Annotated in this window: 27 protein-coding genes; 11 read left to right on the top strand and 16 right to left on the bottom strand. The window is 65.9% G+C overall.

The window, feature by feature from the left end:
• Window positions 1-21: 21 nt before the first annotated feature.
• The 3 genes from ABQE44_RS09935 to ABQE44_RS09925 all read right to left on the bottom strand — a co-directional run bounded on the left by ABQE44_RS09935 (window position 22) and on the right by ABQE44_RS09925 (window position 2,409).
• Complete coding sequence (locus ABQE44_RS09935; RefSeq protein WP_448429465.1) at window positions 22-489, bottom strand: MaoC family dehydratase; 468 nt, start codon at window positions 487-489, stop codon at window positions 22-24.
• Entirely contained in the window at window positions 486-1,682 is a 1,197-nt protein-coding gene (locus ABQE44_RS09930; protein ID WP_448429463.1) for an amidohydrolase family protein, read from the bottom strand. The genes ABQE44_RS09935 and ABQE44_RS09930 overlap by 4 nt, the downstream gene beginning before the upstream one ends.
• 91 nt (window positions 1,683-1,773) lie before the next feature.
• A complete protein-coding gene (locus ABQE44_RS09925; protein WP_448429461.1) occupies window positions 1,774-2,409 on the bottom strand; it encodes a cysteine hydrolase family protein in 636 nt (211 codons plus the stop codon).
• Window positions 2,410-2,458: 49 nt separating this feature from the next.
• Between ABQE44_RS09925 and ABQE44_RS09920 the strand changes: the two genes are divergently transcribed.
• Complete coding sequence (locus ABQE44_RS09920; protein ID WP_448429577.1) at window positions 2,459-2,896, top strand: nuclear transport factor 2 family protein; 438 nt, start codon at window positions 2,459-2,461, stop codon at window positions 2,894-2,896.
• Here ABQE44_RS09920 and ABQE44_RS09915 read toward each other — a convergent pair.
• Window positions 2,886-3,785, bottom strand: a complete 900-nt coding sequence (locus tag ABQE44_RS09915) for a TIGR03619 family F420-dependent LLM class oxidoreductase (RefSeq protein ID WP_448429459.1) — start codon at window positions 3,783-3,785, stop codon at window positions 2,886-2,888. The genes ABQE44_RS09920 and ABQE44_RS09915 overlap by 11 nt on opposite strands.
• On the bottom strand, window positions 3,782-4,915 hold the full coding sequence (locus ABQE44_RS09910) for an acyl-CoA dehydrogenase family protein (protein WP_448429457.1): 1,134 nt from the start codon (window positions 4,913-4,915) through the stop codon (window positions 3,782-3,784). The genes ABQE44_RS09915 and ABQE44_RS09910 overlap by 4 nt, the downstream gene beginning before the upstream one ends.
• A 206-nt stretch (window positions 4,916-5,121) precedes the next feature.
• Between ABQE44_RS09910 and ABQE44_RS09905 the strand changes: the two genes are divergently transcribed.
• The 4 genes from ABQE44_RS09905 to ABQE44_RS09890 are packed head-to-tail and all read left to right on the top strand — an operon-like array spanning window position 5,122 to window position 10,033.
• The gene (locus tag ABQE44_RS09905; RefSeq protein WP_448429455.1) at window positions 5,122-6,315 is read left to right on the top strand and encodes an amidohydrolase family protein; all 1,194 of its coding nucleotides are present in this window, start codon (window positions 5,122-5,124) and stop codon (window positions 6,313-6,315) included.
• A gap of 6 nt (window positions 6,316-6,321) precedes the next feature.
• The gene (locus ABQE44_RS09900; RefSeq protein ID WP_448429453.1) at window positions 6,322-7,308 is read left to right on the top strand and encodes an acyl-CoA dehydrogenase family protein; all 987 of its coding nucleotides are present in this window, start codon (window positions 6,322-6,324) and stop codon (window positions 7,306-7,308) included.
• On the top strand, window positions 7,305-8,498 hold the full coding sequence (locus tag ABQE44_RS09895; protein ID WP_448429451.1) for an acyl-CoA dehydrogenase family protein: 1,194 nt from the start codon (window positions 7,305-7,307) through the stop codon (window positions 8,496-8,498). The genes ABQE44_RS09900 and ABQE44_RS09895 overlap by 4 nt, the downstream gene beginning before the upstream one ends.
• On the top strand, window positions 8,498-10,033 hold the full coding sequence (locus ABQE44_RS09890) for a class I adenylate-forming enzyme family protein (RefSeq protein ID WP_448429449.1): 1,536 nt from the start codon (window positions 8,498-8,500) through the stop codon (window positions 10,031-10,033). The genes ABQE44_RS09895 and ABQE44_RS09890 overlap by 1 nt, the downstream gene beginning before the upstream one ends.
• Here ABQE44_RS09890 and ABQE44_RS09885 read toward each other — a convergent pair.
• On the bottom strand, window positions 9,996-10,850 hold the full coding sequence (locus tag ABQE44_RS09885) for an IclR family transcriptional regulator (RefSeq protein ID WP_448429447.1): 855 nt from the start codon (window positions 10,848-10,850) through the stop codon (window positions 9,996-9,998). The two genes, ABQE44_RS09890 and ABQE44_RS09885, sit on opposite strands and share 38 nt — an antisense overlap.
• A 129-nt stretch (window positions 10,851-10,979) precedes the next feature.
• Between ABQE44_RS09885 and ABQE44_RS09880 the strand changes: the two genes are divergently transcribed.
• From ABQE44_RS09880 to ABQE44_RS09860, 5 genes are read left to right on the top strand one after another with little or no spacing between them, the layout of a single operon-like run.
• Complete coding sequence (locus tag ABQE44_RS09880) at window positions 10,980-12,032, top strand: zinc-binding dehydrogenase (protein WP_448429445.1); 1,053 nt, start codon at window positions 10,980-10,982, stop codon at window positions 12,030-12,032.
• On the top strand, window positions 12,029-12,430 hold the full coding sequence (locus ABQE44_RS09875; protein ID WP_448429443.1) for a nuclear transport factor 2 family protein: 402 nt from the start codon (window positions 12,029-12,031) through the stop codon (window positions 12,428-12,430). The genes ABQE44_RS09880 and ABQE44_RS09875 overlap by 4 nt, the downstream gene beginning before the upstream one ends.
• Window positions 12,427-13,260, top strand: a complete 834-nt coding sequence (locus ABQE44_RS09870) for an SDR family NAD(P)-dependent oxidoreductase (RefSeq protein ID WP_448429441.1) — start codon at window positions 12,427-12,429, stop codon at window positions 13,258-13,260. The genes ABQE44_RS09875 and ABQE44_RS09870 overlap by 4 nt, the downstream gene beginning before the upstream one ends.
• An 8-nt stretch (window positions 13,261-13,268) precedes the next feature.
• Window positions 13,269-14,225: an LLM class flavin-dependent oxidoreductase gene (locus ABQE44_RS09865; protein WP_448429439.1), complete on the top strand. Its 957-nt coding sequence runs from the start codon at window positions 13,269-13,271 to the stop codon at window positions 14,223-14,225.
• A 13-nt stretch (window positions 14,226-14,238) separates the two neighbouring features.
• Complete coding sequence (locus tag ABQE44_RS09860; RefSeq protein WP_448429437.1) at window positions 14,239-14,790, top strand: alpha/beta hydrolase family protein; 552 nt, start codon at window positions 14,239-14,241, stop codon at window positions 14,788-14,790.
• Window positions 14,791-14,807: 17 nt separating this feature from the next.
• Here the strand turns inward: ABQE44_RS09860 and ABQE44_RS09855 are convergent, their stop codons facing one another.
• From ABQE44_RS09855 to ABQE44_RS09815, 9 genes are all read right to left on the bottom strand, one after another.
• On the bottom strand, window positions 14,808-15,986 hold the full coding sequence (locus ABQE44_RS09855) for an amidohydrolase family protein (RefSeq protein ID WP_448429435.1): 1,179 nt from the start codon (window positions 15,984-15,986) through the stop codon (window positions 14,808-14,810).
• A gap of 224 nt (window positions 15,987-16,210) precedes the next feature.
• Window positions 16,211-16,969: an SDR family NAD(P)-dependent oxidoreductase gene (locus ABQE44_RS09850; RefSeq protein WP_448429433.1), complete on the bottom strand. Its 759-nt coding sequence runs from the start codon at window positions 16,967-16,969 to the stop codon at window positions 16,211-16,213.
• Window positions 16,966-17,559 carry an SDR family oxidoreductase gene (locus ABQE44_RS09845; protein ID WP_448429431.1) on the bottom strand — a complete coding sequence of 198 codons (594 nt, stop codon included), beginning with the start codon at window positions 17,557-17,559 and terminating at the stop codon, window positions 16,966-16,968. Before ABQE44_RS09845 ends, ABQE44_RS09850 begins: the two co-directional genes overlap by 4 nt.
• A 228-nt stretch (window positions 17,560-17,787) precedes the next feature.
• Window positions 17,788-19,239 carry a class I adenylate-forming enzyme family protein gene (locus ABQE44_RS09840; RefSeq protein WP_448429429.1) on the bottom strand — a complete coding sequence of 484 codons (1,452 nt, stop codon included), beginning with the start codon at window positions 19,237-19,239 and terminating at the stop codon, window positions 17,788-17,790.
• Window positions 19,236-20,036 carry an enoyl-CoA hydratase/isomerase family protein gene (locus ABQE44_RS09835; protein ID WP_448429427.1) on the bottom strand — a complete coding sequence of 267 codons (801 nt, stop codon included), beginning with the start codon at window positions 20,034-20,036 and terminating at the stop codon, window positions 19,236-19,238. The genes ABQE44_RS09840 and ABQE44_RS09835 overlap by 4 nt, the downstream gene beginning before the upstream one ends.
• Window positions 20,033-20,845, bottom strand: a complete 813-nt coding sequence (locus tag ABQE44_RS09830) for an enoyl-CoA hydratase/isomerase family protein (RefSeq protein WP_448429425.1) — start codon at window positions 20,843-20,845, stop codon at window positions 20,033-20,035. The genes ABQE44_RS09835 and ABQE44_RS09830 overlap by 4 nt, the downstream gene beginning before the upstream one ends.
• The gene (locus tag ABQE44_RS09825) at window positions 20,842-22,089 is read right to left on the bottom strand and encodes an acyl-CoA dehydrogenase family protein (RefSeq protein ID WP_448429575.1); all 1,248 of its coding nucleotides are present in this window, start codon (window positions 22,087-22,089) and stop codon (window positions 20,842-20,844) included. Before ABQE44_RS09825 ends, ABQE44_RS09830 begins: the two co-directional genes overlap by 4 nt.
• Before the next feature lie 5 nt (window positions 22,090-22,094).
• Complete coding sequence (locus ABQE44_RS09820) at window positions 22,095-22,901, bottom strand: enoyl-CoA hydratase/isomerase family protein (RefSeq protein ID WP_448429423.1); 807 nt, start codon at window positions 22,899-22,901, stop codon at window positions 22,095-22,097.
• 8 nt (window positions 22,902-22,909) lie between these two features.
• Window positions 22,910-24,169 (bottom strand): hypothetical protein, encoded by a 1,260-nt coding sequence (locus ABQE44_RS09815; protein ID WP_448429421.1) that lies wholly within the window; start codon window positions 24,167-24,169, stop codon window positions 22,910-22,912.
• Between the two features lie 113 nt (window positions 24,170-24,282).
• On the opposite strand from ABQE44_RS09815, the gene ABQE44_RS09810 reads away from it, so the two are divergent.
• A complete protein-coding gene (locus ABQE44_RS09810; RefSeq protein WP_448429419.1) occupies window positions 24,283-25,092 on the top strand; it encodes an enoyl-CoA hydratase/isomerase family protein in 810 nt (269 codons plus the stop codon).
• Window positions 25,093-25,095: 3 nt separating this feature from the next.
• Here the strand turns inward: ABQE44_RS09810 and ABQE44_RS09805 are convergent, their stop codons facing one another.
• Entirely contained in the window at window positions 25,096-25,953 is an 858-nt protein-coding gene (locus ABQE44_RS09805) for an SDR family NAD(P)-dependent oxidoreductase (protein ID WP_448429573.1), read from the bottom strand.
• Window positions 25,954-25,974: the final 21 nt, after the last annotated feature.

The following is a 25,974-nucleotide window of genomic DNA, read 5'->3' as shown; positions in this document are numbered from 1 at the left end:
GGTGCTCGGTCGGGAACGCGCCTAATCGACCATCGCGGCGATGGTGTCCACCACGCACGCCGGCCGATCAGAGCCCTCGACCTCGACCGTGACCCGCACCGTGGCCCGGGCCCCGGTACCGGTGCGCTCCACCTTGATCAGCTCGGCGCCCGCACGGATGCGTGAGTCAACGGGTACGGGCGCCGGAAAGCGGAGCTTGTCCACGCCGTAGTTCACCTGCATCGACAAGCCCGTCACCTGGTAGATCTGCTGCACCAGTACTGGCACCAAGGAGAGCGTCAGATAGCCGTGGGCGATCGTCTTACCGTAGGGGCCCTTCGCGGCCTTCTCCGTGTCGACGTGGATCCACTGGTGATCGCCGGTGGCCTCGGCGAACAGGTCGATCTCCTTCTGGGTGACCCCTCGCCAGCCGCTGTACCCGAGGTGCTCCCCGACGTGCGCCTGGAATTCCGCGACGCCCTGGTACTGCTTCGGTAACGTTTGCGTCATGCCGGAACCCTGTTGAGTCCCAACTGCTCGATCGCGTTGCCGCCCATGATCTTCGCCTTCGTGGAGTCGGGCAACCCCTCCAGCCGGTCGACGAAGCTCAGCGGGTCGCCGATACCTTCTGGATGGGGGAAGTCGGAGCCGAACATCACGTGATCCTCACCCATGATGTCGACGATCCCCTTCACGTCGTCCTCGAGGAACGGGTGGATGTAGACGTTGCGCTTGAAGACGTCGACGGGGTGCTCGTCGAACTCTTTCGGCATCGTCCGGTACGCCTTGTCGAGCAGACGCAAAAGGTTGCGCACCCAACCGCTGCCGTTCTCCACGACGAGTACCTTGAGGTCCGGGAAGCGGGACAGGGCGCCGTGGCAGATCAGCGCGGCCAGGGTGTCCTCCATCGCCCGGAAGCCCATCACCACCTCGCGCAGCGCGCTGGGCTTGAACGACAGGTACTCGTCGCCGCCCTCCCACTCCATGAGGTGCTTCTGGTAACCGCTGTCGGCGGCGTGGAACGTCACGGGGATGCCGGCGTCGACGACCTCCTGCCAGAACGGGTCGAACTCCGGCAGGCCCATCGAGCGCGAGCCGCCGAACCGGCTCGGCACCGGTGCGGGTCGCACCAGGAAGGTCTTCATACCGCGCTCGAGACACCAGTGGAACTCTTTGATGGCCTCGTCGACCAGTGGGAGGCAGATCACCGGGGTGGCGAAGATGCGGTCCTGGTAGTTGAAGGTCCAATGTTCATGCATCCACTCGTTGAGGGCATGGATGATGGCGTGGGTCAGGACCACGTCGTCGGTGGTGCGCTCCTCGATGAGGCTGGCGAGGGTCGGGTACATCACGCACTGGTCGATTCCCAGTTCGTCCATGAGTTCCAGTCGAGGTGCCGGTGACTGGTAGGCAGGAATGACGTCCATGGGCTCACCGATGAATTCGCGAAAGTTCAATCCCTCGGGATTGTTTCCCAGGAAGTAGTCCTCTGCGCTGCCCGGCCGTGCCACCCGTTCGAACGTCGGGTTGGGGATCATGTGGCTGATGTGATCCTTGACGACCAGCTTCGGCCTGCCGTTCACCTCCACGTAGCCGACCTTGCCTTTGTGCTCCTTGGGCAGGTACTTCGTGAGGGCGTCTGTCGTCTCGTACATGTGGTTGTCGATGTCGAAGACCGGGTACGGCAGGGAGCGGGTAGACATGGAGCCGACCTCCTCAGAGCAGCGAATATGACCATTTACGGTTAATGAGAAGGACGTTATCACCAAAGCCTGGACTACATCCAGACCGGGGTTAGGTGGCTGCTAGCTCCTTCCACGCTTGCACCACCGCGTCGGTCGTGGTCACTGTCGCGAGCAGGGCCAACGTGTTGTCGATGACCGACTCCGCGTACTCGCGTGGATACCCGCTCACCGCGTCGCGGGGCAGCACGAATTGGTAACTGCGGTTGACGGCGTCCATGGCGAAGTTCGTGATCGCGACGTTGACCGAAACACCCACTCCCACAATTGTCTTGATGTTCATGTTGCGGAGAACCGAGTCAAGGTCTGTTCCGGTCATCGGTCCGACGCCATGCAGACGGGTGAGGACGATGTCGCTGGGGGCCTGGCCGAGCTCCGGGAGCAGGGAGGCGCCGGGACTTCCGGGCGTCAACTCAGCGGGAAAGGACTTACCCGCCATGAACAGCCTGGCGTTGGTGTTGGCCCCGCGGTTGTCCTGGCGCTTCTCGATCAGGCAGTGCACCACCGTGACGCCGGCCGACCGCGCCGCGTCCAGCAGCCTGGCGATGTTCGGAATCGCCTCACGGCGTGCCTCTTCGGCGAGCATCGGCAGGCCGGCTTGCGGGCCGATCACCCCGCCTTGGCACTCCTGGGTGACCAGTGCGGTGGTAGCTGGATTGAGCAGATCGAGCAGCGTTGGTGGTGGCATGAGAACACACGTTATCGTGTGTCGGCAACTTGTGTTTACGGGAGCGCAGATGTACAGCTGGGAGTTGGAAGTACGAGAGTTTGTTCGACAGACGCTGGCCGATTACACCGCGGCCACCGATCGGTTCGATCTACACGCGCTGGCGCAGTGCTTCGCGGCCGGCGGCGTCCTGGAATTCAGTGGTGGCACCGAACCGCTGACGGGTCCCGCGGCCATCGAGGCGGGGCTCGGCGCAGCCATGGCGGGGGACCGCGGTTCGGCTCGACAGGGCCCATCTCACGTCCGCCACCATGTTTCGAGTATCCGCTTCGGCGCGGTCGCCCGGGATCGCGCCGAGGTCAGCAGCTACTTCGCCGTCCACACCGATGTCGGACTCGACCATTGGGGTCGGTATCGCGATGTCCTGATACCGGGCACGGGACAATGGTTGTTCGCGCACCGGCGCATCACCGTCGACGGGTTCGTTGCGAACAGCCTTATGAGATGAACTCCTCGGCGAACGAGTGCGCGTAGTCGATGACCTCGGACCGGTTGCCGCCCTGGGGCGCGATGGTCAGCCACGTCACGCCCATCGCCTCCAGCCGCGCGATTGTGGCGTGCCGTTCGTCGGTCGACTTGCTGTCGTCGAGCAGATTGCCCGCCGAGAAGCAGATATCCAGCGGTTCGGTGCGACCGATCTCGGCGGCGTACTTGTTCGCCCACGCGATCGCCGGTTCCAGATCCTCCAGGGTAGAGATTTCCGCGGTCCGGGACGCGGTCGCGTAGCCGAAGGTGTTGAACGGCGCCCAGCCCTGGGCACGTGACACCGCGCGCCGAATGGCGGGCTTGCTGTTGCCGCCGACCCAGACCGGCGGGGGAGTCGCAGGCACCGGCCGCAGCCGGACCCCGCGAGCGTTGAACGACGTGCCTTCGTAGGCGGTGTCCGCACCGGTCATCACCTTGCTCAGGATGTCGAGCGCCTCGTCGAGCAGCGCGCCCCGGGTGTCGAAATCGATTCCCAGTGCTTTGAATTCAGGCTTCAGATAGCCGGCGGCGGTGCCGAGGATGAGCCTGCCCCCGGACAGGACCGCGAGGCTTTGAATCGACTTCGCGCCCAGGAAGGGGTTGCGGTACGCGGCGATGTAGACGTTGGTCAACAGCTTGACGCCGGTGGTCGTCGCGGCCGCGAACGAGAGCGCGACGAACGGGTCGAGCGCGTGGTGGCCACCGTGGTCGAGCCACTTGGCGTCGGGAGCGGGATGGTCGGTGACGTGGACCGCACCGAACCCGGTGGCCTCGGCGACTCGGGCGATCTCGGCGATCGCGTCGGCGGAGACGAACTCTTCGACGGCTTCCACCCGCTGGGTGGGCAGTTCGAGCGAGTACGAGATGGTCACGATGGTCCTTCCGGCCGGGAACTGGATGAGGTGACCAGCGTCGCCAGACGCTGGGCGTGGTGGTCGGGACTGCCGAAGATCAACTGGCTGGCCTTGGCCCGACGGACATACAGGTGCGCGTCGTGCTCCCAGGTGAATCCGATGCCGCCGTGGATTCGCATGTTGTCCAGCGCCACCTGGAGGAACGCCTCCGAGCACGACAGTTTGGCCACCGAGGCGGCCACCGACAGGTCATCGTCGGGAACCTCGGCAGCGTGCTGCACCGCTGACCGGGCGCCCTCCACCAGCACGAGCATGTCCGCGCAGCGGTGCTTGACAGCCTGAAAGCTGCCGATGGCGCGACCGAACTGGATCCTTTCCTTCGCATAGCTCACGGCCATGTCGAGGCATCGTTGGGCCGCACCCAACTGTTCGGCAGCGAGCGCGATGACCGCAAGGTGATATGCCCGCTCCAGGCCGGCTGCGGCGCCGCCGTCGTCGCCGATCAACCGGGCGGTGGCGCCGTCGAAGCGCAGCCTGGCGACCTTGCGCGTACGGTCGAGCGTTGCCAGCGGCTCGCGGCGCAGTCCGTCGGCATCCGCGCTGACCGCGAACAGTGAAGTGCCTGCGGGCGTATTCGCAGCGGCCAGAATGATATTCGCCGTTTGACCGTCGAGGACGAAGCCAGCGTCGCCCCGGAGTCGATAGTTGGAACCGTCGCCGGCCGCCGTGAGCGTCACGGCGGCGGGGTCCCAGGCATCGAGGGTTCCGTTGAAGGCCACGGTGGCGGTACTCGCACCGTCGACCAGACGGGGCAGGTACTTTCGCATCGCGGCCGCGTCACCGCTTTCGAGCAGCGTCGGGATCGCCAGCCCGACCGTTGAGAAGAACGGCGCGCACAGCAGGGCCGCGCCCATCTCCTCGAAGACGACCGCCAGCTCCCCCATACCAGCCCCGGCGCCCCCGAACTCCTCGGGCACCGCGATCGCGGCCAGGCCGAGGTCGGCGGTGAGCTCACGCCAGATCCGGTCGTCATAGTCGGCTTGGATTTCCATCGCGGCCCGCACGGCGCTGCTCGGCGACCGGGCGGTAAGGAAATCACGGACCGCATCGCGCAGGTCGTCGAGATCGACTCGTTCAGCCGTGGACACGCAGACCGCCTACGCTAGGTGGGGTCAATACCGTTGGTGCAGTCATGTTTTCCTTCCGCATTGGCGCGGCGGCGGCCACCACCGTGGTGGCCCTTCCGACAGCGACCGCACCCATCGAGACATCCCGGGATAGGCATTACCGACCGAGGATAGTATCTTTTCCTGAAAGAGAGAATAAGCATTCTCGCAAGTTAAGGAGCAGCGCGGTGACCATCCTCGACTACGGCATCATTGACTGCGATACGCACTGCTATGAGACACGCGACGCATTCACCCGGTACCTGCCCGAAGCGTTCAAGGATCGCGCGATCACGACGGTCCGCGGGGCCGACGGGGTGGAGGCGATCCTCGCGGGCCGCCGCGTGGCGACGTTCAACAGCGAAGGCGGCCTCGGCCTGGACGTAGCGTACCGCCCGGGTTCGCTCAAGGAGATGCTGCGCCAGATGGGTTCGGGCAACCCCGAGGAGTCCTACGAGCCGCAGCCCATGCAACCCGAGTACATCGAACGCTCGGCCCGGCTCGCCGTGATGGCCAAGCAGAACGTCGAGCGGATGGTGATCTATCCCAGCGGGATGGCGCTGGCCGCCGAGCACTACGTCGACGACACCCCGGCGCTGTACGCCAACCTGCGGTCGTTCAACCGCTGGATCGACGAGGAGTGGGGCTTCAATTACAACGACCGCATCTACGCCACGGCGCTGCTGTCGCTGCGCGACCTCGATTCCGCGGTCGCCGAGACGGAGGCCATTATCGCGGCGGGCGCCAAGTTCGTGATGCTGCCGACCGGCCCCGCATACGGGCGGTCGCCGGGCGATCCCTACTTCGACCCGATTTACGCGCGGCTCGAAGAGGCCGGCTGCGTGCTGGTGTACCACATCATGCCGTTCTGGTACTTCACCGCGATCTCACCTGCGTGGGGACACAGTCCCGACCCTGCGTCGTGGCACATGTCGGCGTGGCAGTGGATGAACATCTACGGTCAGCGGCCGATCGAGGACACCCTGTCGGCGCTGGTCTTCGACAACCTGTTCGGCCGCTTCCCGAAGCTCAACGTGCTGGTGGCCGAGCACGGCGCCGAGTGGGTGCCGTTCTTCATCAAGCACATGGACAAGAGCCGGGGGATGGGGCGCAACGGGCCCTGGATCGGTGGCAAGCTGACCGAGCGGCCGTCCGCGATCTTCCGCAGGCACGTCCGCGTGGTGCCGTACCCGGAGGACGATATTCCGGGCATCGTCGCCAGTCTCGGATACGACGACGTGCTGGTGATGGGTTCGGACTTCCCGCACGCCGAAGGGCTGGCCGAACCGGCAGACTTCGTCAAACTGCTCGATCCGCTCGACGACGCGGCGAAGCGACGCATCATGCGCGGTAACGCCGAACAACTATTGCTGCGGAGCTGACCGGCGGTGGGCACTGAGGGAGATGCCGCCCTCGACGATGCGGTCGACATCGAACTCGTTCGTGATGCGGCGCGAGACTTCCTGACCGGATGCGGAACGCAGGACTCTCTCAAAGTTCTGGCGGCAATGGACTGGACGGGCCTACTGGTCGACGAGGAACTTGGCGGCAGTGGGTGGCGTCCGGTGGAGACCACGGTGATCGCCGAAGAACTCGGTCGCGCAGGGAATCTGTCGCCCTGGCTCGGCTGCGTCACGGCCGCAGCGGCCGTGACCGCGGCGCCGGCCGATGTCCGTGACCGGTGGTTGCCCGCGCTGCTCGACGGCACCGTCACGGCCGCCTGTGCCCTCTTCGGGGGCGTCACCCGAGTGGTACGCGCGGATTCAGTCGACATTCTCGTCACGTTCGGCAGCAACGGGATTCAGCTGTTCGAGTCGGCAGGCACCCTGCCGCGAGAAGTCGACGACGAACTTTTGGACGTCAACCGTCCGGTGTGGCGCGTCGAGCTCTCCGCAGCTGAGAGCGTGTCCATTGGCGGACCCGAACGAGCGGATCAGCTACTCGGGCTGGCGAGAGTCCTGCTGAGTGCGGATTCCCTCGGCGCCCTATCCGCCACCTTCGAGCGGCTGGTCGCCTATCTCAAGGATCGTGTGGCTTTCGGCGCGCCGATCGCGAGTTTCCAAGCGGTACAACATCGTTTTGTGGAGCTGTTGGTGTTCGAAGCAAAGGCCCGCGCGGTCCTCACCAAAGCCGCCCGTGCGTTGTCCGCCGATACCGCGGCGGGCGATGCAGTGGCATTGTCCGCCGCGGCACATTCTTTCGTCGCAGCCAACGCCACAGCGGCCGTCGATGAATGCATGCAACTATCGGGTGGTATCGGATTCACCTGGGAGTATCCGCTGCACCATGAACTGCGGCGGGTGTTCACGAATGCGTGTTCGCTCGGCACGGCACGCTCCAGCCGCGCGCTGTTCGCGGACAGGACCGGCTGGTGAGTGCCCCACGGCCCACCGAGGCGGAACTGGCCGAGTTCCGAGACCGCGTCAAGGCACACATCGTCGAGCATGCACCGCCGTTCGAGGCGCGAGAGGGACACCGGGCACCGGAAACCGCCGCGCAGGAGAGTCTGCTGCGCAGCTGGTTTGCGTCATTGTTCGACGCGGGATTCGTCGGCGCGGATTGGCCCGTCGAATACGGCGGCCGTGCCGACCACCACCCACTGCACGATCGGATCGTCTCGGAGGAGATCCTGCGTGCCCGCGCTCCGCGGCCGGTCGAACAGGTCAACCTGGCGGCTCATGTGCTGCTGCACTTCGGCTCCGACGAGCAGAAATCCGCACTGCTGCCGCGGATTCGGAGCAGCGAACATGTGTGGTGCCAGCTGCTCAGCGAACCCGATGCGGGCAGCGATATCGCCGCCGTGCGCTGCAAGGGCGCCCGGCAGTCCGACGGATCCTGGGTGATCGACGGGCAGAAGACGTGGATCACCGACGGGCACTGGGCCGACATGGGCCTGGCCTTGTTCCGCACCGATCCGTCGTCATCGCGACACCACGGGCTGTCGGCGTTCATCGTGCCGCTGTCCGCACCGGGCGTCGAGATCCGTCCGATCCGCACCATCAACGAGGCGATCGAGGTCAACGAGGTCTTCTTCGACGGTGTGACGATTCCTTCCGACAGCCTGATCGGCGAGCCCGGTCAGGGCTGGTCGATCATCATGGCGGGGCTGGATTTCGAACGGTTCGGCATCGGCGGCAACGTGATCCTGCTGGAACTTCTCATCGACGATCTGGTCATGGTGGCTCGCAACGGTCGCATCGACGACGTGCCGGCACTGCAACATGCCGACATCCGGCACCAGGTCGCGGAGTTGGCCGTCGAGGTCGAGGTCGCGAAGGCCTTCATCGACGACCATGTCGAACGCCTGGTGGCCGGCGCCGAGCAGACGGGGGACGGTTCGATCGCCAAGCTCAGTTTCGCCGAGACCTACCACCGGGTTTCGACCTACGGCGCGCAGCTCTCGACGATGGTCTGCACCGTTGCCGCCGATCCGGATGTGGCGCTTGCCAAACAGCGTCTGAAAGAATGCTGGCTGTGGTCCCGTGCATACACCGTGTCCGGTGGCAGCTCTGAGATGATGCGCAACATCCTGGCCAAACGACGCCTCCTGCTGCCGACACGCTGATGGCGCAAACCTACTGGGGTTTGGTCGAAGCGGCGGCTCAGAAGCACCCCGACCGCGTCGTACTCGTTGATGACTACGGTCGCAGTTTGACGAACAGCCAGTTGCGCGATGCGGCGGAAAGCACCGCAGCGGCATTTGCGGAACGCGGGGTGACCGTCGGCACCGTGGTGTCCTGGCAGCTGCCCACCACGCTGGAGACGATGGTCATCATGGTGTCGTTGACCCGGCTGGGCGCGGTGCAAAATCCTGTGTTGCCGATCTGGCGCGACAGCGAAATCCGTTTCGTGACCGAGCAGCTCGCTACCGAGGTGTTCGTCGTTCCCGGGATGTGGCGCGGCTTCGACCACGTGTCGCTCGCCGAGGAGCTGGTGCGCGAACGGCAGATGACGATCGTGGTGGTCGACCATGACGCCCCGATCGCGGGGGACTTTCGGCTGCCATCGGCGGATCCGGCGCGGCTACCGCCGCCACCGTCCTCGGCCACCGAGGCGCGCTGGGTCTACTACTCGTCGGGCACCACCGCGGCGCCGAAAGGCATCCGGCACTGTGATCGCTCGGTGATCGCCGGATCGGCAGGGGTGGTCGGCATGTTCGGCGCCTCGAGCAGCGACATCAACCCGATCGCGTTTCCGGTCTCGCACATCGGCGGCGCCGCGATGTTGGCCGCCAGCTTGCTGACCGGTATGCGCCTGGTGCTGTTCGACGCCTTCGATCCGGTCCACACCCCGAAGGCGGTCGCCGCGCACCGCCCGACGATGCTCGGTTCGGCAACCCCCTTCTTCGTCGCCTACATGGCTGCGCAGCGCGAGCACGGCGCCGAACGACTGTTTCCCGATCTGCGCGGGTGTGTCGGGGGAGGGGCGCCGATCACACCCGAGCTGGGACGCCAAGCGCGTGAGACGCTTTCGGTAGCGGGGATCGCAAACTCGTGGGGCTTGACCGAGTTTCCGGTGGTGACCTCGCCGCCGCCGAACGGTGAACCGGAGGTTCTCGACCACACCGTCGGACGGCCGGTGCCGGGGGTCTCGATACGCGTGGTCGACGAGAACGAGCGAGAGGTGGGGGTGGGCGTGGAAGGAGAACTGCGGCTCAAAGGTCCCCAGTGCTTCCTCGGCTACGTCGACGCGTCGCTGGACGCCGATGCCTTCGACGCCGACGGGTGGTTCCGCAGCGGTGACCGAGGCAGGATCGATGGCGACGGCAACGTCGCGATCACCGGACGCATCAAGGACGCCATCATCCGCAACGCGGAGAACATCTCCGCGCTGGAGATCGAGGGAGTCTTGGCCAGCCACCCTGCTGTCGAGGACGTCGCGATCATCGGAGTGCCCGATCCGCGCACCGGCGAACGGGTCTGCGCGGTCGTGGTGGCAACTTCCGACGTCACGCTGTCCGATCTCGCAGAGCACTGTCAGGCCTCGGGTTTGAGTAAACACAAGTCACCGGAGCGGCTCGAGGTCGTCGACGAACTCCCGCGCAATCTCACGGGCAAGGTTCTCAAGAACGAGTTGCGTGCGCGCTTTGCTCCTCGCTGATGCGTGCGATCTCGTGCAGTAGCGGCTCGGCAGCGGTGCGTGTTTCGCGGACAGTCATCCGACGTAGCGGGTGCACACCCAAGATCAGTCGCACTCGGGAGTTCGAGTCGAGCACGGGAGCCGAGATCGTTGCGACCGAGTGCGCGCCGCGGAGGCTTTCGTCGGGCAGCATCTTGGTGGCGATGAACTCGACTCGGAGCTGGTCGACAACCGACCGCAGATTGCCCGGTACCGAGTCATCCGACAGCGTGCCGATGGCGTGCACCGCTTCCGCGAGTGCAGGAGTCATCCAGTCGACGTCGTAACCACGGCCGCGGGTGTGCGTCAGCGCCGCGCGTAGGCGCTCGGCCAGAGTCGCATCGCCCGCTGCGCCACGCTGAATCCATGCTTCTTGCTCTTCCGTGGAATCCCAGGCCGCACAGGCGATTCCGAACGGCGGCGCGTACGGGATCCGATCGTTCGGGAGAGCCGCCGGCGACGAATTCGACGGATTCTCGAACGCTGTGATGACGAGTTCGTCCCCGATGCGCTCGACGACAGAGGCTGCCATGCCGGTCTTTTCGGCGAGGCGTCGGATGGCACTGCGGGCGACCGCGGCGGTCGGACGCTCGGCGTCCAGGCGGGACGCGATGAGGGCCAGCGCCGGGCCGAGGCTGAACTCTTTGGATACGGGATCGCGGGTGACCCACCCGCGGTTCTGGAGGCTCGTCAGGATGGCATGAGCGGTTCCCTGGGAAAGGTCGAGTCGTCGCACGACGTCGGAGAACCGCATTCCACGAGCGTCAGTGCGGCTGAGGGTCTCGATGATGTCGAGCACCCGCTCGGTCGGCGCTGAACCGGCCCCCTGCACCCTTGACTCCTTTTCGGCTGGATTCTACGGTGATTCTGAAATACGAAGAATTAATCTCGAATATTCGAGATTATCAGCTGGCGAAGGTTGCGTCCATTGCGTGCAGTCGTATTGCGTGCCGGCGAATTGACCGTTCGTGAGACGGCCGACCCGGTTCCGGGTCCGAATGACCTGCTGTTGAAGACGCTGAGCACCGCGATCTGCGCGTCCGATGTCCATTTCATGGACCATCCAGAACTCGCGATCGAAGATCCGGCGGGTCGATCGCTGTACGACGCCGACCGTGACATCGTCATGGGCCACGAATTCGTCGGCGAGGTGATCGGACACGGGCCCGGCTGTGGTGGCGCGTTTCCGATCGGATCCCGGGTGACCTCCATGCCTATCCGGTTGCTGGACGGCGGAACCGGTGGTCTGCGCATCATCGGCCAGCATCCCGAGGCACAGGGCAGCTTCGGTGAACTTCTCGTCGTGTCGGAGGCGACCGCGAGGGTCGTCGACGGATCGGTCTCCAGTGACGCAATCGCCCTCGTCGACGCCTTCGCTGTCGGCGAGTACTACGTCCGTGTCGCCGACGTTCAACCCGGGGAGATCCCGATCGTCGTCGGCGCTGGCGCCATCGGCCTGTCGGCGGTCGCAGCGCTGTCTGCTCGCGGCGTCGAACCGATCATCGTCTCCGACTACAACGCGGACCGACGAGAACTGGCGCGCTCCGGATTCGGCGCGCACGTCCTGCACGATCCTGCCGAACGGTCCGTGTTCGACGTCTTCCGCGACATGCGCCTGCAACACCACATGTCCGGAACGGCGGTGGTGTTCGAATGCGTCGGAGCCCCGGGCGTCATCAACTCCCTCGTCACAGAGGCGGAGTTCTACACCCGCATCTATTGCGCAGGCGGTTGGTATACGGGGGACACACTGGACATCACCGAAGCGACCCGCCAAGGATTGACGCTGCGTTTCGGCGGCGGGCCGATGCCGGAGGACTGGTACGGCGTACTCGATGCGGTTGTCGATGGACGCCTCGACCCGATGCCCAGCGTCGGCAGAACCATCGGCCTTGATGACGTGCCCAGCGCACTCGACGAGGCGCGCAGATCAGAGGGGCCGCCGCGGATCATCGTGCACCCGAACGGGGACAGCATATGAGAGATCGAGACGACCTCGTTGAGCTGACGATTCGCTACGCGACCGCGATCGACACGGAGCAATACTCGCTGCTGACCGAGGTCTTCACCGACGATGCCCAGGTGGACTACGGCGAGGTCGGTCAGTGGACGGGCGGCACCGAGGTCGCCGAGTTCATGGAGGCCGCTCACGTCATGGCCGCCCACACTATGCATCGGATGTCCAATCAGGCCGTCGACATCGACGGCGACAAAGCCACGATGCGCACCTACGTCGACGCGCTGATCCTCCTCGAGGACGGATCGGGCGCGAATCCCGTCGGCTATTACGACGACCACGCGGTCCGGACGACGGACGGCTGGCGAATTGCACGTCGCTCCTACACTTCGGTTCGTCTCGCCGCGGTGCCGGCGCCGTGACCTACATCGCGCAGAAGTACGGGCCCTGGGCGCTGTTTGTCGGCGCATCCGACGGTGTCGGCGCACTGTTCGCCGAGCGGCTCGCGAGCGAGGGTGTGAGTGTCATGCTCGTGGCTCGTCGTCAGCATCTGCTCGACGAGGTTGCTCGGGGCATTCGCGAGCGCGCCAATGCCGAGACGCGGACACTTGCCGTCGACCTCACCGACCCTGACGCTTCGAAAAGAGTCATCGAGGCGACCGATGACCTCGAGATCGGCATGCTCGTGTACTGCGCGGGCGGGGATCCAAATTACCAGCCGTTCCTCGCCAATCCGGTGTCTGTAGCGGAAGACTTGCTGCAACGCAATTGCCTGGTATTGATGCGGTTGTGCCACCACTTCGCCGGCCACATGGTCGAGCGGGGCAGAGGTGGCATCGTGAACTTCTTGTCGGGGGCCGCGCTCGCCGGTGGCCGAAACATGGTGGCTTACGGCGCAACCAAAGCATTCGACATGGTGTTCACCGAGGGTTTGTGGGTGGAGCTGCACGACAAGGGTGTCGATGTGCTCGGACTGGTGCTCGGCATGACAGACACCCCGGCGCTGCGAAAGTTGGAGTTCGAGCGCGGCCGCCTGGCGTCTATCGACGAGGTCCCCGAGGGTGCGGTCACCGCCGCAAGCGTCGTCGACGAGGCGTTCGCCAACCTCGGCACCGGACCGACGATCGCCACCGGCGATGACATCCGGATGGCCTTCGAGCTCTTCAAGTCCATGTCACGCAACGAGGTGGTCCGGCTGATCATGCAGATGTCCACCGAAGTCATGGGTACCGACGACCGCCAGGGAAGTTAGCCACCGGGATGTTCACCCTTCGCTTCGACATGCGGGCACCGTCGATCGGTGCATCTCCGACCGAGCTGTACGCGGCCGCAAGCGAGATGTCTGCGTGGGCGGAGACCCGCGGGTGCGTTGCCGCCGTCTTGTGCGAGCATCACTGCGCTGACGACGGATATCTCCCGTCGCCGCTACTGCTCGGCGCGGCGATCGCCGCGCGTACCGAGCAGTTGATGCTGAACTTGGTGATCCTCCTTCCGTTCTACGACGTCGCACGCTTGGCCGAGGACATGTCAGTCCTGGATCACATCAGTGCTGGGCGGGCGACCTATGTGTTTGGGATCGGTTACCGCCAGGAAGAATACGACAACTTTGGGTTGTCGCTATCCGATCGCGGGCGGCTGGCAGACGAAAAACTTGGGCTGCTCCTGCGCCTACTCGCGGGAGAAGAGGTCATTCACGCCGGCCGGCGGATGAAGGTGACGCCGCGGCCGCGCACTCCGGAGGGTCCCATGATGAGTTGGGGAGGTGCCAGTTTAGCTGCCGCGCGTCGCGCAGGCCGCAACGGTCTCGGCCTGCTGGCCAATGGGGCCGTTCCCGGAATGCAGGAGGCCTACGAAACCGCGTGCCGGGACAATGGTTTCGAGCCCGGGTTCGTGCTGATACCCGAGCGGGATGCGGCGACCAATTGCTTCGTCGCCGAAGATGTCGACGCGGCATGGGACGAGATCGGCCAGTATCTGTTGCACGACGCGATGGCTTACTCGGAATGGAATCCCGGCAACACCGTATCGGCGAATATCACCACCGCAAAAACTGTCGATGAGTTGCGGTCGCAGTCGACGTCCCATGTGATCCTGTCAGTCGACGAAGCACGGAGGCGCCTCGCCGGCGGCGAGGTGTTCAACATCAATCCGCTGTGCGGAGGAATACCCCCGGCGATCGCTTGGCCGTACTTGAAGACATTCGCCGAGCTGGGCTAGTGGAGAGGTAGACATGAGCAGCGATCGCGTGGCCTTGAACAAAGAGATTGCCTTCCAGAAATGGGAGGGCTATGCGAAACCCATCGACCGCGGCCGCCACGTGAGTTTCGGTGAGAAGTTCGTCTTTGCACCCGATTACGTGATGATGAGCCCCCATTTCAACGATGGTGCACCACAGACCGCCGCCGAGATGTTCTCCGACGAGGTGGCGGAGGCCATGACTGAGTACGCGCCCGACGGAGACATGCTCACCGCGGAATGGCGAATGTGGTGGAAGCACATGCCGGACTATCGCCTCGTCAGTCCGTTCGAATGTGTTGCCGGAGAATGGGGCTTTTCGTCCTGCGACACCTACGCGGGGACGCTCGCCGTCGGCACGGTGTTGGAACTGCGCGAGTGGGACTACATCTGGATCAACGAGGAGGGCCAGGTCACGCGTTGGGACTGGTTCGTCGACCCCGATAAGTGGGAACAGTTGCTGGGCCTCATCGGGCTCGATCCGAGGGGCTTGACGAGCCAGCAGTACACGGTCCACTTCTTGCGGGAGGGCGCCGTAGAAGGCTGACGCCGAACCACGTCTGCCTATAGGCCGATGAGCTCTTTGAGGTTACCGCCCATGACCCGTGCGGTGGTGTCTGCGGGCAGGCTGTCGAGCTCCTTCACGAACTCCCTCGGTTCAGCCAAGCCCTCGGGGTGCGGGTAATCCGATCCGAACATCACCCGGTCCGCGCCGAGAAGCTCGACGAGATGGGACATGTCCTCCTCGTGGAACGGGTTGATCCAGACGTGTCTGCGGAAGACCTCGCTGGGATGCTCGCTGAAGTCGTAGGGCCGCTTGCGGTGTACGCGATCGAAAACGTCCAGCAGGCGGTGTGCCCACGAGCCGCCGTTCTCGATCACCCCGATGCGGACGCCGGGAAAGCGCTCGAACACCCCGTGCGCGACAAATGCCGCGAGGGTGTCGAAGATGTTCCTGCTCTCCTCGTAGATGAACCCGCGCAACTTGCTCAACGCGAACCCGTTGAACTCCGCGGCGTCCTCCCAATCGTCGACGTAGCGCTCGTACCCGGAGTCCGAATTGTGCATCTGCACCGAGATTCCCGACGACTCCACCAACCGCCAGAAGTCATCGAACTCCGGCAGCGCTGGTGAGCGTGACGTGCCGTCCTCACGAGGTACGGCTGCCGGCCGGATCAACACCGTCCGGGCGCCGTTTTCCAGACACCACTCAAGCTCTCGGACGCCGAGCGCGGGATCGTTGAGCGAGATCGCCGGGACGGGGAAGATCCGGTTCTGGTAGTTGAACGTCCAGTCCTCGAGCAGCCAGCGGTTGAAGGCATGCGTCACCGCGTGGGTGAGTTCGGTATCCGACTTCGTGCGTTCCTCGAGCATCCCCGCCGTGGTCGGGAACATCACCGCGCCGTCGACGCCCTGGCGGTCCATCAGTGCAAGCCGCAGGTCCGGCCGGCGGAACTCGTCTGGGCACCTGATCGGGTTGGCAAGCTCACGCAGCGACTTGCCGTCCGGGTTGATGCCTCGAAAGTAGTCGGACCAGGCACCCGGCGTCGGGATCACCTCATAGGTCGGATTCGGGATGCACTCGGTGACGGTGCCGAGGATCTGAAGCTTCTTGCGGCCGTTGATGTCGACGAACTTCAACGCCTCCGAGTACTTCTCCGGCAGATAGCGCGTGTAGGCGTCGATGGTCTCGTACATGTGGTTGTCGGCGTCCCACACCTCGAACGCCTTGGCCTCGGTCATCGTCGGTTCCTCTCAGTCGCTGTCTCCGGCACAGATGTGTCCGGCAACGGACGCGCCACGACGAACGGTAGCGTCGTTATCCTAAAATGAGAGGATACATTCTCGATCGGTATCGAGCGCACCCGGATCGAGTGCTTGCTTCACTGGCCGGCAACCGCGCGACGTGCGGGGATGCCGAGGTCCTGTGTATGGCAGGGCAAGGCCCGTCTCCATGGCACTGCCTCCTACGGATTCATGTAATGGCCGCCGTCGATGCCGAGGGTCTGTCCGGTGACGTAGCGGGCCTGAGGGCCGACCAGGAAGGCGACAGCGGCGCCGATGTCGTGTTCCGGGTCCCCGATGCGGCCCAGCGGGATCCGGCGGGCGAGGCGCTCTTCCATGGCGGGTTCCGCCTTGATCGCGGCAGTCATGGCGGGTGAATACGCCAGGGGCGACACGATGTTGACCGTGATGGCGTGGGGCGCCCACTCCCGCGCCAGGCTCTTGGCGAAGCCACGCAGCGCCCCCTTCATCGTGGCGTAGAGCGGCAGTGTCGCACTGCCTTCGACACCCGCAGGCGAGGTCATCACGACAAACGTTCCGCCGCGCTCTTTGAGCGCGGGGAACGCCGAGGCGGCGCAATAATGGGCTCCGCTCAGCGACACCGAGAAGTGGTCGGTCCACAGCGCGCGATCGACGTCGGCGAGTTGGTGCGGTTGGCTGGACAGATTGCTCGTCGCATTGTGCACGACGGCGTCGAGTCGCCCAGTGGTGGTCACGGCGAGGTCGACCGCCCCGGCCACCGCTTCGGGGTCGGTCACGTCGCAACGTGCCCAGGTGGCACGATGACCGCGTGCGCCGATCTCGTCTGCCACGTCCCGCCCGTTGTCGGATCTGGTGGCGACGACGACGTGGGCACCCTCGGCGGCGAGAGCCAGCGCGATGCCGCGTCCCACCCCGGCACCGGCACCGGTGACCAGCGCCGTCAACCCCGCCAGGCTCACGGCAGCATCACCGAACCTCCATCGGCGACGATGGTCTCGCCGGCGAGGTGGTCGAGGCCCGGCCGCAGCAGGAACTTCACCGACTCGGCGACGGTGTGGACCAGGGTCGAATCGTCGGTGACGGCTGCGGCGGTGAGGTGACCGGCGGCGGACCCGTCGCCGAACAGTGACAGCGGCGTGGCCACGAGATTGACCGCAACTCCTGAGGAAGACCATTGCCGGTCAGCCGATTTCGCCATCGCGCGTATCCCCTCGATCGCGGTGGTATACGAGACGAGCCCGGCGGCACCAGCCATTCCGATGGTCGGGACCACGACGACGATGCGGCCGCCGCCGGTGGCCAGGGCCGACCGCACGTGTTGCAGCGCGGTGAGCATGCGCCACATCGAGTCGTCGACGTGGCGACGCCAGGCATCTCCGTCCACCATGACCGCATCGATCGGCCGCGGGCAAGGGTCGGCGACGATGACCGCGCCCGTGACTCCGGCCGGCAGCTCGCCCTCGGGGGCGATGTTGACCGCGTCGAGTTCGCTCGCCAGCGTGCCGGACAGCCCGTCGTCCGGGCCCAGGACCACCGTCGACGGAGCCATGTCACCCACCCGGCTGCTGTGCCATCCGGTCTTCGCGGATGGTGATCAGCTCGCGGAACCCGACGCTCTCGTACTTCGGCTTCGGCTGATGCCACATCGTGCGCCCCTCTGCCCGGCGAAAACCCTGGATTCCGACGAGAATAACAAGCATTTTCACAGAACCATCCGCGCGAGCAGACGCGAAAACCCCCAAAACGGGGCCAACAAGGGGGTGTACGCGTCTGCTCGTCAGGCGTCGGCGAGCGCGGCGAGCTCGCGCTTGACGACTTTGCCGACGTCGTTGCGCGGCAATCGATCGACGAAGACCACACGCACCGGGACGCGATACGGCGTCAGGCGCTCACGGCACCAGGCGATCAGCTCGTCCTCGCCGAGTGAGTCGTCGGCGCGCACGACGAAGGCCCACGGCACTTCGCCGAGCCGCTCGTCGGGCACACCCACCACCGCGGCCTCCCGCACACCATCGGCGCCAAGCAGCACATCCTCGACGGCGCCGGGGAACACCTTGAGCCCGCCGCGGTTGATCATGTCTGACACACGTCCGTCGAGCCAGAGAAAGCCGTCCTCGTCGAACCAGCCCAGATCGCCGGTGTGGAACCAGCCGTCGTCGGTGAGCCTGTCGAGGAACGCGGGGTCGATCTTGCGGGCCGCTGTGGTGGGTGTGCGGACCATGACCTCGTCGTCGACGATCTTCACGTCGATACCCGGAAGCGGGCGGCCGACCGAACCGAGCTTCGTCTCGCCCCACTCGCGGGCGTCGGCGGCCGACCATCCGACGACCTCCCCGCCGAGCTCGGTTTGTCCGTAGGAATTCAGCACGAGTACGCCGAATTTGTCGCGAAACCGGGCGGCCTGCACGGGAGACAGGGGAGCGGTGATGGAGCGGACGATCTTCAGCGGCGCGAGGTCGGTGACCGACTTGTCGTGCAGGACCATTGTCAGCGCCGCCGGAGGCAGGACCGTGGAGCGCAGCTGGTGGCGCTTGACGAGCGCCGCGAAGTCCGCGGGGGAGAACCAGTCCATGAGCACGACGCCGGAGCCCGCCCGGAAGGCGAACAGCACCTGATAGATACCTGCCCACAGGGACAGCGACAGCGGAACCAGGTTCGGCATCGGCGCCCGATTGTCCTTACGGCTGGCGCCTTTTGCGCCCCGCAGCTTGGCCAGCAGCCGGTCGATCAGGTCGAGCACGGTGCTGTGGCGCAGCGGCACCGGCTTCGGCGGGCCAGTGGTTCCCGAGGTGAACTGCAGCAGAGCGACATCGGTGTCGTACCGCCGTGTGTCTGCGGGCGGTTGGCAGTACGACGTCAGAGTCCACGCCAGGTTCGATCCGGTGATGACGGGCACCGAGAACGCCGTGAACCTCGCGGCCAGTTCGGGCGTCGTGATCACCGCGACCGGTGCAAGGGTTTCCAGCTGGGCGGCCAACTCGGCATCGGCGGCCCGCGGGTTGAGCGGTGTGTAGACGCCACCGGCACCCCAGGTGCCGAACAGCGCGGCAACCGTCGTGGCATCGTTGGGCAGCATCGCCGCAACCACCTGCCCGGCAGCCAGACCGGCCTCGGTGAGTACCGCCCCCAGACGGTCCGCACTTGCGATCAGGTCGGCACGGGACACGTCGGCGGTCAGCGTGTGCACGGCGGCGTCGGGAAGATAGGCCAGCAGGTCGGCGAGGCTCACGAGTCCGACTCCAGCGGTAGCCAATTGGGAGTCCGCTTGTCGGCGAACGCTTTCGGACCCTCGTCCTGGTCGGGGTGACCCCACATCGACGTGAGGTGTTTGGCGCCCTCGCGGCATGCATCGGTCAGGCCGTGCTCGAGCGCACCCCACAGCGCGCGTTTGGTGGCCCGCATCGCGGCCGGCGAGTTCCTGGCGATCTTCTCGGCCAGCTCCTGGGCGACGTCGCGCAACTTGTCGGGCGGATCGACGATCTGGCTGATCATGCCGAGTTGGTACGCGCGTTGAGCGCTGAGGCGTTCATGGCTGCCGACGAGCACCATCCGTAACACCGCCTCGGCGGGCATCTTTCGCATCAGCGCGATCGTCTCCAAGGCGCTGACCTGACCGATGGAGACGTGCGGGTCGACGAACGTGGCGTCGGACGACGCGATGACGATGTCGGCGTCGGCGACCCAGTGCAGCCCACCGCCCGCGCAGACCCCGTTGACCGCGGTGATGACGGGCTTACCGACGTGGCAGCGCCACCCGGTCAGCTTCAGGTCCAGGGTTCGCATGGTCTCCTGGAACTGCTGCACGCCCTCGCCGTCGAGATCCTCGACGTCGGCGCCCACCTGAAACGCCCTGCCATTGCCGGTGTGCACGATCACCCGTACCTCGGGGTCGGCGTCCAGTTCGGCCCATGCCTTGGGAAACTCTTCGCGCATCGTCCGGTCGTAGGCGTTGAGGCGGTCGGGCCGGTTGTTGATGATCCAGCCGACCGGACCGCGACGCTCGACAAGCAACCTCTGGTAGGTCACCAAACCTCCACCGGGTCAAGTGGGTTCCAGTGTGCCGGCCGCTTCTCTCGCCACGCCCGTGCTCCTTCGGCATGGTCGGGGTGGTCGCGCAGACGCCAGATCGTTTCGGCGGCGGCATTTCTGGCTTCCGATAGCCCGACTTCCAGGGAGTACCAGAGCGCTTTCTTGGTGGCGCGCATTGCGGTGGGTGAGTTGGTCGCGACGGCAGCGGCCAGCCGGCCGGCCTCCGCGCGGAGCCGATCAGCGGGTACGACATGTGAGACGATGCCCAACTCGTAGGCGCGTTGCGCGGAGATCCGCTCGCCCTTGCCGCTGAGCGTCATTCGGGTGATCGCCTCCATCGGCGACTTACGCAGCAAGGTGATGGCCTCATACGCCACCGCCTGCCCGACCGACACGTGCGGGTCGACGAACGACGCGTTTTCGGCGGCGATGACGATGTCGGCGTCGGCGACCAGGTGCAGCCCGCCGCCGGCGCACACCCCGTTCACCGCCGCGATCACGGGCTTCCACACGTCACAGTGCCACGACGAAATCTTCAGCTCGGCATCGCGGGTGCGGCGCGAGTGTTTGCGCATGGCCTGTTTGTCCCTCGCGACCTGCACCACGTCCATGCCCGTGCAGAACGCCTTGCCGTTGGCGGCGTTGACGATGACGTGCACGTCTGGATCGGTGTCCAGCTGGGTCCAAGCGGCCTCGAGTTCGTCGAGCATCAGCGCGTCGAACGCGTTGCCGGCATTGGGACGGTCCAGGATCAGCCATCCGACACCGTCGGACTTGTCGACGACTAACCGCTCGTAGCCGCTCATGAGCGCGGAATCTCCTTCCAGGGCTTGCCCTTCCAAGGGTCGGGCTCCTTGGGCAGGCCGAGTACGCGCTCACCGAGAATGTTCTTGTTGATATCGGTGGTGCCGCCTTCGGTGCTGTTGGCGAGGCTGCGCATCATGCCCTGTACCTCGCGAGGCAACTCGTCCGGATCGTCGGATGCCGGCCAGGCCACCGCGGCGGTACCCAGTAGATCCACCATGAGGTCCTGGATCTGCTGGTTGAGCGTGGCCTGATGGACCTTGCCGATCGAAGAGGCCGCACCCGGCGATTGACCGGCCGAAAGGGCCGCGCGCACACGCGCGTTGGTCCAACCGCGGATCTGCTCTTGAGCCCAGAGTCGCATGATCTTGCCTCGCACGACGGGGTCGTCCCACTTACCGGTTTCGCGGGCGAGCGAGATCAGCCGTTCCGCGCTGGAGCCGCCGAGGCGGCCCATGCCACCGGATCCTGAACCCGACACCATTTGGCGTTCACTGGACAGGGTCGAGGCGCTGACCCGCCAACCGTCGTTGACGTCTCCGACCCGATGGGCGTCGGGGACACGCGCACCGTCGAGGAAGACCTCGTTGAACTCGGCCTCACCGGTGATCTGCCGCAGCGGCCGCACTGAAACGCCGGGTTGGTGCATGTCGAGCAGGAAGTAGGTGATGCCCCGGTGTTTGGGCTGATCGGGGTCGGTACGGGCGAGCAGGATCGCGAAGTCCGCCTCGTCGGCCCAGGTGGTCCACACCTTCTGTCCGGAGATCACCCAGTCGTCGCCATCGCGCACCGCGCGGGTGGCCAGCGAGGCGAGGTCGGATCCCGCGCCGGGCTCGCTGAACAGTTGGCACCACTTTTCCTCGTTGCGGACGATCGGCGGCAGGAAGCGCCGCCGCTGCTCCTCGGTGCCGTGGCTGAACAGCGCCGCGGCGGCATTGTTCAGCCCCAACGGGTTCAGCCGGGTCAGCCGCAGCGGCGCGAGCACGTCCTCGATCGCGCGTGCGACGTCGTTGCCGACGCCGAGGCCGCCGTGTTCGGGCAGCCAGGTCGGCGCCACCAGGCCGGAGCGAGCGAAAAGCGGGTACCAGTCCCGGTAATCCTGCGGGGTGCGAACCGACCGCAACACGGCGGGGCCTTCGGCCGCCGCCGTTCGCCAGCTGACCGGTACGTCCGCTTCGACCCACTTCTGAACAATGCTGACGGCGTCTGCAGCGGTGGTGTCTGTGGTGATCGGCAGCGGGTTCACTGTCTTCAACGGCCTTTGAATTCGGCGCCGCGTTTGTCCTGGAAGGCGGCCAGGCCTTCTTTGAAATCCTCACTGCGGCTGGATAGTTCGAGTGCCATCGCCTCGTTCTGTAGATGACGGTCGAGGTCGAGTCCGTTGCCGCTCTGCAGCAGCCACTTGGTGAGGCCCAGCGCCACCGTGGGCGCCCCGGCCAGCCGGTCGACGAGTTCGGCTGCGGTGGAGTCGAGTTCAGCGTCGGGATGGGCGCCGTGGATGATCCCCCACTCGGCGGCGGTGGTTCCCGAGAGCTCCTCGCCGAGCATCAGCAGCCGGCGGGTGTGCACCAGCCCGACGAGCCGGGGCAGCAGCCAGGCCGCGCCGCTGTCGGGGGTGAAGCCACGCGCCATGAACGGTTCCCAGAACCGGGCATCCTCGGCGGCGACACAGAAGTCCGACGCCAGCGCGATGTGGAAACCCAGGCCGGCCGCCCAGCCGCGGACCACGGCGACGATCGGCACCTGGGTTTCCAGTAGCAACGGGATCAGCCGGTTGGCCTTGTTGGGCAGCCGGCGCTGGGTGCTGCCCACCCGGGGCTTGCGCTCGGACTTCGCGTTGTGGGCGACCAGGTCGGAACCCGCGCAGAAATCCGGTCCTGCGGCGTCGATGCGGATGACGCGCACCACTTCGTCGGTACCGGCCGCGGCGAGGTGACCGACCATCGCGTCGAGCATGGTGTCGTTGACGGCGTTGCGTCTTTCGGCGCGGTCCAGCGTCAGGCGCAGGACGGGGCCGTCCAGTTCGGCCCGAAGCCCGGGAACGCTCGAGTAGCCCATGGCAGAACTCACTGCCCGGCGAATCGGGCCGAGACGGCCGACAACAGTTCGGCGAGGTTCGTGGCCCCGCCCGGTGGATCGGGTAGCCGGACAGGACCGCGTTCCCTGCTCGGCAGCAGGATCGTGGCGTGCCCCGGCGCGGTGACCTCGCCGCGGTGATTGGTCGCCGCCAGGTCCACGTCGACCGCGGGTCGATCGCCCTCGGCGAGGTACTTGCGCGTCACGACGCCGGTGATGGTGTGCAGGTCGCCGACGTAGTTGAACCGCCGGAACTCGCAGTCCAGCTTCCACAGCCAGGCGTCGTCGCCCATCCAGTCGGTGCACAGGTGGATGAGCCATGTTTCGCGCATCCGACCGTAGTCGAACGTCGTTGGGTTGCCTGCGTTTTCGGCGGCGTTGGGCTCCCAGTGCACGCGCTGCTGGACGTCGGGGACCCCCTGCTCGTTGGGTGTGTAGAACCGGGGGATTCGTTGCCGATTGCGCCACGCCAGCCTCAGTGGCCGCACGCCGTAGATGCCGGTGCCCATCCCGATGTGCCAGCACACCATGTCGGTGACGGTGAGTGGGCCCTTGGTGAGTGAGCCCATCTCGTCGCCCTCGGTCACGTCCTCCCACCAGCGCGGCTCCGCGCCCCTGGGCGCCTCGCGGGCGTACCGCTCGTCGATCTCGGCGATCTCCTCGGCGGTCCACGTCTTGATGGCCACCGACTCGTACTTCTTGCGGCCCCTGGCCTTGCTGCGCTCGGTGCGGATCATGTTCCGGTACTGACCGCCGAGAAGGACGCCTTCGTCGTCGCGGAACACCTGCGCCGACCATTCGTGCACTGCGCGCGCGGCGAACTCGCTGCTCTTGTCGAGTGCGGCGACGAGGGCGTTGCGCCGGAAGATCCGACGGTTCGCTCGCAGCGGCGCCCACCACTCTCGCGCTGACCCGCCGTAGAAGGCGTGCACGCCGCGCAGCGGATCACCCTTGGTGGCCGCGCGATCGTCGTCGGAGAGCTCGGTGACCTCGTCTTCGCCGATGAGGGTGTCACCGCCGATGAGCGGTGGCGGTGCGATGGGTTCACCCCACACCGCTTTGGGCGCGTACTCGGGATCCGACCACAGCGGATTGGCATCACCGTAGCTTTCCGCGACGATCCGGAACGTGTCCTCGTTGGGCCGCCGATAGTGCGGCGGTTGCGGGTGTGGAACGGCGATGCCGATGCTGGCGCGCAACCTGGCCAGGCCCTCATCGGTGATGTGGCCCGCTGTAGAGGGCTCGGTCACGGATGCCTCCTCAGTTGCAGCCTCCTCAGTTCCGCCCAAATCGCCGGTGGGGAGGTCGGCGGAAATTAAGATACCCGAAAAACGGAAACGTCGTTAACGCAGGGGTGAGCCGGTTGAGTACAGAGCAGACTGGGATCCAAGTCGCCATCGGAACGGATGGGGTTTGCCGGATCACCATCGACCGGCCGGATGCCGGAAACTCGTTGTCCCCATTGGCCCGTGATGCGTTGACGGATGCGTTTGACAACGCCGGCGACGACCCGTCGGTGCGTGCGGTGTTGTTACGCGCCACGGGTGATCGACATTTCTGCTCGGGTGCCGGGCTGGGCCCGCATTCGGCGCAGCCACCGTCGGAGAAGCGGCCCGGTGACGTCGCCCGGATGCTGCAAAAGGGTTACCAACGGCTGATCACCGCAGTGCTGGATTGCGACAAGCCGGTGGTCGCCGCGGTCAAGGGTGCGGCCGCGGGTGCAGGTGCCAGCCTGGTGCTGGCCTGCGATCTGGTGGTGATGTCCAAAGAGGCGAAGCTGGTTCAGGCGTTCGTGCACCGCGGCATACTGCCCGATTCGGGTGCCATATACCTGTTGACCAGGATCGTCGGGCTGCGGAAAGCGACCGAATTGCTGATGCTCGGCGAACCCGTCGACGCCGCCGCCTGTGAGCGGCTCAGCCTGGTCAACCGCGTGGTGGCGCCTGCCGAGACCGACGCGGTCGCCGAGGAACTGGTCGGACGGCTGGCCGCGGGGCCGACGGTCATGCTGGCACTGACCAAACGGCTGCTGTCCGTGTCGTCGGAGTCCGGCCGCGACCGCGCCTTCGAGCAGGAGGCCTGGGCGCAGGAGGTGGTGTCGGGCACCGCCGATCTCCAGGAGGGGCTGACGTCGTTCGCCGAGCGTCGCCGCCCGAACTTCCGGGGTCGCTGAACGTCAGCCGGCCGCGGGTCCGCCACGGATCGTGAACGTAGCGCTGTCGTCGATCTCGTCGATCGTTTCGGCAACGGATTCCGCTGTGAGTGAGCGGTTCTCGATGCCCTTGGTGACACCGATGAACACCCGCGACACCTTGCCCGCACCCACCGAGTAGATGTGGGCGGTGCGGTCGCAATCGCGGTGGGACAGGTAGACGACCACCGGGGTGACCAGTTCGGGGTCCATCGCCTTGCCGGCTTCGCCCATGATGTCCTCGGTCATCCGGGTGCGAGCGATCGGTGCGACGGCGTTGATGGCGATGCCGTTGCGGGCGCCTTCGATCGCAAGGACGTGCATCATCCCGACCAAACCCATCTTCGCGGCGCCGTAGTTCGCCTGCCCGAAGTTACCGAACAGCCCCGTGCCAGAGGTCGTTTGGACGATTCGCCCGTAGTTCTGCTCACGCATGATCGGCCACGCGGCCCTGGTCACGTTGAAGGCGCCGGTCAGGTGGACGGTGAGCACCGCGTCGACCTGTTCGGCGGTCATGTTCTTGAACGCCGCGTCGCGCAGAATGCCCGCGTTGTTGATCAGGATGTCGAGTCGGCCGAAGGCGTCCATCGCCGCGGAGACGATCGCCGCGCCACCGTCCTCGGTCGCGACGGAGTCGCCGCTGGCGATCGCCGTGCCACCGGCGGCGGTGATCTCGTCGACCACCGCTTGGGCGGCCGAGATCGAAGCACCGCTTCCGTCGACCGCGCTGCCGAGATCGTTGACCACAACACGGGCGCCCCGACGAGCGAGTTCGAGTGCGTGACACCGTCCTAGCCCTCCGCCCGCACCGGTGACGACGGCTACCTGGTCTTCGAAACTCATCTGCGACATGCGTGAGAGGTT

The organism is Mycolicibacterium sp. XJ2546 (assembly GCF_053483195.1).
The sequence above is the reverse complement of the archived record's forward strand: the minus strand, read 5'-3'. Positions and strand labels throughout refer to the sequence as shown.